Annotated in this window: 8 protein-coding genes and 1 pseudogene; 2 read left to right on the top strand and 7 right to left on the bottom strand. The window is 72.4% G+C overall.

Going from position 1 to position 8443, the window contains the following annotated elements; all coding sequences use genetic code 11:
• Nucleotides 1-148: 148 nt before the first annotated feature.
• On the bottom strand, nucleotides 149-835 hold the full coding sequence (recX, locus tag IH45_RS0135210; protein WP_030678289.1) for a recombination regulator RecX: 687 nt from the start codon (nucleotides 833-835) through the stop codon (nucleotides 149-151).
• Between the two features lie 6 nt (nucleotides 836-841).
• Nucleotides 842-1972, bottom strand: coding sequence for a recombinase RecA (gene recA / locus IH45_RS0135205; protein WP_030678287.1), 1131 nt, complete (start codon nucleotides 1970-1972; stop codon nucleotides 842-844).
• Nucleotides 1973-2816: 844 nt separating this feature from the next.
• On the opposite strand from recA, the pseudogene IH45_RS1000000147240 reads away from it, so the two are divergent.
• A pseudogene (locus IH45_RS1000000147240) lies at nucleotides 2817-3143 on the top strand (MMPL family transporter); the annotation flags it as partial.
• 84 nt (nucleotides 3144-3227) lie between these two features.
• Here the strand turns inward: IH45_RS1000000147240 and IH45_RS0135190 are convergent.
• A complete protein-coding gene (locus tag IH45_RS0135190) occupies nucleotides 3228-4523 on the bottom strand; it encodes an AI-2E family transporter (RefSeq protein ID WP_234440793.1) in 1296 nt (431 codons plus the stop codon).
• A gap of 135 nt (nucleotides 4524-4658) precedes the next feature.
• Entirely contained in the window at nucleotides 4659-4853 is a 195-nt protein-coding gene (locus tag IH45_RS0135185; RefSeq protein ID WP_030678280.1) for a DUF3046 domain-containing protein, read from the bottom strand.
• 79 nt (nucleotides 4854-4932) lie between these two features.
• Here IH45_RS0135185 and IH45_RS0135180 point away from each other — a divergent pair, with 79 nt between their 5' ends.
• Nucleotides 4933-5862 carry a hypothetical protein gene (locus IH45_RS0135180; protein WP_030678279.1) on the top strand — a complete coding sequence of 310 codons (930 nt, stop codon included), beginning with the start codon at nucleotides 4933-4935 and terminating at the stop codon, nucleotides 5860-5862.
• An 89-nt stretch (nucleotides 5863-5951) separates the two neighbouring features.
• On the opposite strand, the gene IH45_RS0135175 is transcribed toward IH45_RS0135180, so the two are convergent.
• The 3 genes from IH45_RS0135175 to IH45_RS0135165 all read right to left on the bottom strand — a co-directional run bounded on the left by IH45_RS0135175 (nucleotide 5952) and on the right by IH45_RS0135165 (nucleotide 8333).
• Nucleotides 5952-6260, bottom strand: a complete 309-nt coding sequence (locus IH45_RS0135175) for an AzlD domain-containing protein (RefSeq protein WP_030678278.1) — start codon at nucleotides 6258-6260, stop codon at nucleotides 5952-5954.
• Nucleotides 6257-7045, bottom strand: coding sequence for an AzlC family ABC transporter permease (locus IH45_RS0135170; protein WP_234440794.1), 789 nt, complete (start codon nucleotides 7043-7045; stop codon nucleotides 6257-6259). The genes IH45_RS0135175 and IH45_RS0135170 overlap by 4 nt, the downstream gene beginning before the upstream one ends.
• A 328-nt stretch (nucleotides 7046-7373) precedes the next feature.
• Nucleotides 7374-8333 carry an AraC family transcriptional regulator gene (locus IH45_RS0135165; RefSeq protein WP_030678276.1) on the bottom strand — a complete coding sequence of 320 codons (960 nt, stop codon included), beginning with the start codon at nucleotides 8331-8333 and terminating at the stop codon, nucleotides 7374-7376.
• Between the last annotated feature and the right edge of the window lie 110 nt (nucleotides 8334-8443).

Raw genomic sequence — 8443 nt, 5'->3', positions numbered from 1 at the left:
TCTACGCACTCCGGCACGCCCGCACGCCCGCACGCCCGCACGCCCGCACGCCCGCTACACCTCTAACGCCCGTACGGCCTCATGGCCCTGCATCCCTGCGTCCCTACAGCCCTGCCCCCCTACACCCCCACGGCCCTACCCCACGGCCCTACACCTCCGGCGGCAGCTGATACTCCATCAGCTCCGGATTTTCGCCCTCCTCCTCCAGTGCCTGTCGGACCACGCGCAGGGCCAGTCCTTCGGCGTAGCCCTTGCGGGCCAGCATGCCCGCGAGGCGGCGTATGCGCTTTTCGCGGTCCAGGCCGCGGGTGGTCCGGAGCTTGCGGTCGATGAGTTCGCGGGCCGTGCGTTCTTCCTGCTCGGAGTCCAGCTGCCCGAGGGCCTCGTCGACCGTCTGCGCGTCGACACCCTTCGTGCGGAGTTCGCGGGCGAGCGCGCGACGGGCCAGGCCGCGGCTGTGGTGCCGGGACTCCACCCACGCGCCGGCGAACTTCGCGTCGTCGATCAGCCCCACCTCCTCGAAGCGGGACAGCACCTCCTGCGCCGCTTCCTCGGGGATGCCCCGCTCCCGCAGGGCGTCCTCCAGCTGCTTGCGTGTGCGCGCGGACCCGGTGAGCAGGCGCAGGCAGATGGCCCGCGCCTGCTCCTCGGGCGTACGCGGCGGCCCCGCCTCGGCCCTCGACGAGGAGGGGCCACCGCCGTCCTTGCGTTTCCCACGGTTCTCGGCGCCGGTGGCGCCACCGTCCCGGCCGGCGTCGTCACGTCCCCCGCCGTGGACGACGCCGTCACCATGGCCGTAGCCGCGGTCCTCGGGCCATTCCGTTCGCCGCGTCACGATGGACTAGCTCTTGGCCGCGGCGGCCTTGGAACCCTTGGCACCCTTGGTGGCCGGTGCCGGTACGGACTTGGCCGGGGCCTCCGCGCCGGCCGCCGCACCCGCCGCGTCCGCGCCGGGCTCCGCCGTCAGATCCTCCGGCTTCACGCCGATGCCCAGCTTCTCCTTGATCTTCTTCTCCACCTCGTTGGCGAGGTCGGGGTTGTCCTTGAGGAAGTTGCGGGCGTTCTCCTTGCCCTGGCCGAGCTGGTCGCCCTCGTAGGTGTACCAGGCGCCCGACTTGCGGATGAAGCCGTGCTCGACGCCCATGTCGATCAGGCCGCCCTCGCGGCTGATGCCCTGGCCGTACAGGATGTCGAACTCGGCCTGCTTGAAGGGCGGGGCGACCTTGTTCTTGACGACCTTGCAGCGGGTGCGGTTGCCGACCGCCTCGGTGCCGTCCTTGAGGGTCTCGATACGGCGGATGTCGATGCGCACCGAGGCGTAGAACTTCAGGGCGCGGCCACCGGTCGTGGTCTCCGGCGAGCCGAACATCACGCCGATCTTCTCGCGGAGCTGGTTGATGAAGATCGCGGTGGTCTTGGACTGGTTGAGCGCGCTGGTGATCTTGCGCAGCGCCTGGCTCATCAGACGGGCCTGGAGACCCACGTGGGAGTCGCCCATCTCACCCTCGATCTCGGCCCGGGGCACCAGCGCGGCGACCGAGTCGATCACGATGAGGTCGAGCGCGCCGGAGCGGACCAGCATGTCCGTGATCTCCAGGGCCTGCTCGCCGTTGTCCGGCTGGGACAGGATCAGCGCGTCCGTGTCCACGCCCAGCTTCTTGGCGTACTCGGGGTCGAGCGCGTGCTCGGCGTCGATGAAGGCGACGGAGCCGCCGGCCTTCTGCGCGTTCGCCACCGCGTGCAGGGTCAGGGTCGTCTTGCCGGAGGACTCCGGACCGTAGACCTCCACCACCCGGCCGCGCGGGATGCCGCCGACGCCGAGCGCGACGTCGAGGGCGGTCGACCCGGTGGGGATGACCTCGATGGGCTCGTTCGGGCGCTCGCCCATCCGCATCACGGCGCCCTTGCCGAATTGCCGTTCAATCTGTGCGAGCGCGGCGTCCAGCGCCTTCTCGCGGTCAGTGCCTGCCATGGCTTCCACCCGGTTTGCTTGAGTCGATCGCTTCACGTCCATGACGCTAACGCCTGCCACTGACAATGCGCCCGGACCCGGCTCCGGCCTGTGGATAACTCCCGGGAACTCGGGCAGAAACACGGGTCGGACGTCTCATAAGAATAGACGTTCGATTTTGGTGTCAAGCACACCACGCGCGACCCGCCGCCCTACCCTTCGGGCACGCCCCTCCCGCCGGCCGCCCCACGGCGGCGCTCGTCCCCGCGCGCCATGCGCCTCGCCGCGGGACTCGGCGCCGTCCTGTTCATGGTGGTGGGCACCATGCTGAACAGCCGGGGCCACGAGGAGCCGCCGCCCCGCACGCTCCTCGGCTGGGCTCTCATCGCCACCGGCTGCGCGGCCCTCCTGGGGCGCCGCCGGCACCCCATACCGGTCGCCGTCCTGGTCCTGCTGTGCACCGCCGTCTACTTCCCCGTCAGCGCCTACGACCTGCCGCTGGTGCTCTTGGCCTACGCAGTCGCGCCTTCCACGGTCGCCGCCGAGGGCCGCCTCGTCCCGGCCGTCGTCCTCGCCGCCGTCACGATGCTGGCGGTCGCGTACGGCGAGGACGCGGGGCCCGGGCAGCGGCACGTCGACGACGCCTCGATGTTCCTGCTGGCGGGCTGGCTCGTCGGGCTGATCGCGGTCGGTCACGCGCAGCACACCCGCCGGGCGTACCTGGGAGCGGCCGAGCGGCGGGTGCCGGGGGCCGAGCGCGAGAAGGAGGTGCGGGCCCGGCAGTCGGCGGCCGAGGAGCGGCTGCGCATCGCCAGGGAGCTGCACGACGTGCTCGGCCACCTGCGCGCCACCCTCGGCGGCTCGCGCGATCGTCTTCGGGCTCTCGATGGACTACGAGGTGTTCCTGCTCTCCCGGGTGCACGAGGAGTGGATACGCACCGGCGACCCCACCGCGTCCGTACGCGCCGGCCTGGTCGCCATTGGCAGGGTCATCACGGCCGCCGCGGCCATCATGATCGTGGTCTTCGTGCTCAGCCCGGACCGGATGCTGCAGCAGTTCGGCCTCGGCCTGGCGGTGGCAATCCTGCTGGACGCCGTGGTGATCCGCTGTCTGATCGTGCCCGCGGTGCTGCGGTTGCTGGGCCGCCGCGCGTGGCGGCTCCCGGCGCCCCTGGCCCGGCTGCTGCCGAAGGTGGCGCTGGAGGGGCAGCGAGGGAGGGCTGAGGGCAGCCCGGGGCGGAGCCGAGGGCGGACGGCCTCGGCTCCGCCCGCCCTCTCATCCGCCCTTGCTGTCCGTGCCGCCCGTGCCCCGCTCATCCCCGTCCGTACCACCATGGCTCGGGCCGTCGCCGCCCCCGCCCCCGTCTCCGCGCCCCTCCAGCGGCGCGGCCGGTGGGTCGTCGTGCAGGGAGCGGCGCAGTCGGCGCAGGGCCGAGGAGGCGCGTCGGCGTCGGCCGCCGCCCCGTACCCGTACCTCGTCCGTGACCTCGTACCGCTTCACGTACGCCCCGAGGAACGCCTGCAGCGTCGCGGTCGCGGGGATGGCGATCAGCGCACCGACCGCGCCCATCAGCGCCGTGCCGGCGATCACCGAGCCGAAGGCCACGGCGGGGTGGATGTCCACGGTCTTGGCCGTGATGCGCGGCTGGAGCAGGTAGTTCTCGAACTGCTGGTAGACCACGACGAAGCCGAAGACCCACAGCGCGTACCAGGGGTTGACGGTGAAGGCGAGCAGGATCGGCAGCGCGCCCGCGAGGTAGGTGCCGATGGTCGGGATGAACTGGGAGACCAGCCCCACCCACATGCCGAGCGCGGGGGCGTACGGCACGCCCAGGATCTCCAGCAGGACGTAGTGCGCGATGCCCGAGATGAGCGCCATCAGGCCGCGCGAGTACAGATATCCGCCGGTCTTGGCGACCGCGATCTCCCAGGCGCGCAGCACCTCGGCCTGGCGGGACGGCGGCAGGACCGAGCACAGGGCGCGGCGGAGCCGGGGGCCGTCGGCGGCGAAGTAGAAGGAGAACAGCGCCACCGTCAGGAGGTTGAACAGGCTGCCCAGGACGGTCGCGGAGACGGCGAGCACGTTGTTGGCGCTGTCCTGCACATACTTCTGCAGCCAGTCCGATTTGAGCAGGTTGTTCTGCACTTCGACCCGCGAGAGGTGGCTGTGGAAGGTGCTGTTGATCCAGCTGATCACCGAGTCCAGGTACTGCGGGAACTCCTGGACCATGGTGGCGATCTGGCCCGCGAGCATCGACCCGAGGAGCGCGAAGAACCCCGCGGTCCCGATGAGTATGCCGAGGAAGACCAGGCCGGTCGCGGCCCCGCGCCGCATGCCCCGGGCCGCCATCCAGTCCACGGCGGGCTCGACGGCCAGGGCGAGGAAGAACGCGATGAGCACGTTCAGCAGCAGCGAGATGAGCTGGTGGAACGCCCAGCTGGCGAGCTGGAAACAGGCCACGAGGGCGAGCGCCAGCACCATGGCGCGGGGCAGCCACCGCGGCATCCGCGGCGCGGCTGGGCCGTCCGGTCGTGGGTCGTCGTGGCTGGTGGGATTCTCGGTCGCTGGCACGGCCCAAGTGTCGCGCACAGGTCCGACAACTCCCGCCCTGCCCCGCGCGGCACGGCCGTCCACCCCCGCCCGGCCCCTCCGCGCGGGCCCCTCCCGGCCCTTCCGGCCCTCCCGGCCCTCCCGGCCCGGCCCGCGTCAGCGCTTGTCGTACGGGACGTCCATCGTCGCGCAGACCACCCGCCAGACCTCCTTCGCCTCCCACCCCGCGTCCAGCGCCTCGTGGACGGTCCGCCCGCCGAGCCCGGACATCACATGATCACGCGCGAAGGAGTCGGCGTAGGACGCACCGAAGTGCTCCGCCATCCGCTCCCAGAAGACCGTCAACCGCATACCTCCAGTATCCCGCCCCTGAGAGTGCAGCCGTGTCCGCGTCGGTGCCGGGCCGCCGGTTCGGCCCTACCGTCGGTCCATGGCGGAAAACGGAGCACCACAGCCGACCTCACTGGCGCGTGCCGAGCGCTTCATCTGGCTCACTGCCCGGGTGCTCGAACAGCGCCGCTTCGCGTACCACTTCCTGGGCGGGAGCGCGGACGGTGTCGAGGCCGCGCTCGCCGCGTACGCCAATCCGGACGGTGGTTACGGGCACGCTCTGGAGCCCGACCTGCGCGGCCCGGTCAGTCAGCCGCTGCACACCGCGCACGCCCTGTACGTTCTCGACCGCATCGGGCGCTGTGGCGGTCAGCGGGCCGAGCGGATCTGCCGATATCTGACCGAGGTGTCCACCCTGCAGGGCGCGCTGCCCGCGCTGCACCCCTCCTTGCGCGGCTATCCGGCCGCACCCTGGCTGCCGGTGCCCGACGACCCGCCGAGCGCTCTGCTGACCACCGGGCCCGTCGTGGGGCTGCTGCACCGCAACGGAGTCTGGCACGCCTGGCTGTTCCGGGCCACGGACTTCTGCTGGCAGGCGGTGGAGTCCCTGGAGAGCACCCATCCGTACGAGGTCGAGGCGGCGCTCGCGTTCCTGGAGGGCGCGCCGGACCGGCCCCGCGCCGAGGCCGCCGCGCAGCGCCTGGGTTCTCTGGTGCGCGCGCAGCGGCTGGTCCTCCTGGAGCCGGAACAGGCGGCCCGTACGCCGGTGCCGGCCGGTTACGCGCCCGGTGAGCACCACTTCGCGTACGACTACGCGGCCGCGCCGGGCTCGCTCGCCCGCCGCTGGTTCACGGATGCCGAGACGGACCGGGCGCTGGACCACCTCGCCGCCCTCCAGCGGGAGGACGGCGGCTGGCCCGTGAACTGGCGCGTATGGGCCCCGGGCACCGCTCTGGAGGGCCGCCCGATGGTGACGGTCAAGGCGTTGCTGACGCTGCGCGCCTATGGGCGCCTGCCCGGCCGGCAGTGACCGCGGTCAGACGTCTGACCGCGGTCAGACGCGTGCGTACGCCTGTGTACGTATCCGTCCTCACCCGCTCCGTCCTCACCGCTCCGTCCTCACCCGCCCAGCGCCCGTACGCCCGCCGTCACCGCCACCGCGACCGCGACGACCAGCAGGAACGGCGCGCGCAGCAGCAGGGCGACCACCGCCGCGCCGACGCCCGCCACCCTGGCGTCCAGGTACAGGTGGTGTCCGTCGCTGAAGGTCTGCTGTGCGGTGAGCGCGGCGAGCAGGGCCACCGGCAGCAGGGCGGCCAGGCGCTGGACGAGCGGCCGTTCCAGGGCGCCCGCGGGCACCAGGAGGCCGAGGTACTTCACCAGATAGCAGCCGACGGCGGTGACGCCGATCGCGATCCAGACGTTCATCGTGCGCCCGCCTCTCGTGTGCTCTTCTCTGCATCCGTGACGCCTGTAACCGTGGTGCCTATATCCGTGGTGCCTGTATCCGCGGTTTCCGTGTCCGTGGTGCCTGTATGCGTGGTGCTCGGAGCGTCGCCGGTACGTGTGCGGGTCCGGCGTCCCTCCGCCCAGAGGACGGCCGGCGCGGCCAGCGCCGCCACCAGGACCGGGGCGCCCGCCGGCAGCAGCGGCAGCGTGACCAGCAGGAGTACGGCCCCGAGCCCTGCCGTGGCCCGTTCCGCCGTCGTCTTGAGCATGGGCCCCAGCAGCGCCACGAAGACCGCGGGTCCGGCCGCGTCCAGCCCCCAGGCCTCCGTGTCCCCCAGCGCCTCGGCCCCCATGGCCCCGGCGAGGGTGGTGAGGTTCCACAGGGCGTACAGGCTCAGTCCGGTGACCGTGAAGCCGAGTCGCGCGCTGCGCCGGTCGGGCTGGGCCAGGGTGACGGCCGAGGTTTCGTCGATGACCCAGTGGGCGGCGAACGGTTTGACCGCCGCCCGGTATCCGAGGAGGCCGGACAGGCGCAGCCCGTAGAAGGCGTTGCGGGTGCCGAGGAAGAACGCCCCGGCCGCCGCGGTGAACGGGTTGCCGCCCGCGGCCAGCGCGCCGACCAGCGCGAACTGCGAGGCGCCGGTGAAGACCAGCAGGCTCAGCGCACACGCCTGGAGCACCGTGAGGCCCGCGCCGGACGCGGTCACTCCGAAGGCGAAGCCGGAGAGCCCGACGGCGATGCCGACGCCGAGCGCGTCCCGGATGACGGCGGAACGGGGTTTGCTTCCGGGGGGATGCTCCGGAGCCGCTGGGCTGGGTGTGCGTTCCGGGCTCGGTGGGCCTTCCGGGCCGGGTGTGCGTTCCAAGCTCGGTGCGCATTCCGGGCTCGGTATGTGTCCTGCGCGCTGGGCCGACTTCGCTTGCGGTGTCGACTGATCGGGTGCTGTCCGTTGATCGGGTGCTGTCCGTTGATCGGGGGCCGTCTGTTGATCGGGGGCTGTCTGTTGGTCAGGTGACGTCTGTTGATCGGGTGCTGTCTGTTCTGGCCGTGTAGTTCCCGGCTGTTTCGTTCGCTGTGCCACTTTCCGGACTTTAAGAAGGCCCTTCCCCGGCGGTCTTGTACGTTCTTGCGCCGCCCGCCCGCTCGCGCCGGTATGCGCCCGGGGGTACGCCCACGATGCGGGTGAAGTGCCGGTTCAGATGCGGCTGGTCGGTGAAGCCGACGGCGACGGCGGCCTCGGCGGGCGCGGTACCGGCCTCCAGGAGCAGGCGCGCGCGGCGTACGCGGGCGTCGGTGAGCCAGGCGTGCGGCGGCATTCCGTACACGCTCTTGAAGGCGCGCAGCAGGGCGAACGGGCTGGTGCCCAGTTCCTGTGCCAGCTGCTCCAGGGTCGGGGGCGATGTGAGCCGGGTTTCCAGGAGCGCCTTGGCGCGCTCGGCGGTGCGCGCTCCGGCGGCGGCCGGTGTACGGACCGGCAGCGGGCCGCCGTGGCGCCGCAGCAGGCGGGCGATCACGACGCGCAGCAGGCTGTCGGCGGCCAGCGCGTTGCCCTGCTCGGCCGCGCGGTGCACGCCGTTGACGAGGCGTACGGCCTCCGGGTCGGCCGCGAACGTCTCGGTGAACCCGGCGGTGCCGGTCAGGCCGGTCGTCTCGGCGGCTATGCCGGCGACGAGCTGCGGGGAAGGGTAGAGCGTGGAGTACGCCCAGCCCTCGGGCGCGCCGGCCTGCGCGGTGTGCGGCACCTCGGGGTTGATCATGATGATGCCGCCGTCCCCGGCCTCCACGGCGCCGTCCGGCAGCCCGACCCGCTCGACACCTCCGGTGACGGCGCCCAGGACGTAGCCCTCGTGGGAGTGGCGGGGGAAGGCGTGCCGTACGTAGCGGGCGCGCAGCAGGTCGAGGCCGGGCAGCTCGGCGTACTGCCAGTGCCGGGCCCACTCGCCGTTCCTGCGGGCGGCGGGGGCCGCGGCCGGGGGCCTGGCGATTTGGGCTCCTGCGCCCGTCGCGGCGGCCTCCGGGCCGTCCGCGTCCCCCGCCCCGCTGCCCATCATGGCGCCATTGTGCTCCGGTGCGGCCCGCGGCCGCCCGGGTGTCCGGGTCGTGGACGGTGCTGTCCGCCGATATCACCGCAGGTGAGCGGCGGGTCACCGTCGATTGTCAG

It is taken from the genome of Streptomyces rimosus subsp. rimosus, assembly GCF_000720725.1.
In the GTDB taxonomy this organism is placed as follows: domain Bacteria; phylum Actinomycetota; class Actinomycetes; order Streptomycetales; family Streptomycetaceae; genus Streptomyces; species Streptomyces rimosus_A.
Note: the sequence above shows the minus strand (reverse complement) of the source record. Positions and strands in the feature narration are given on the sequence as shown.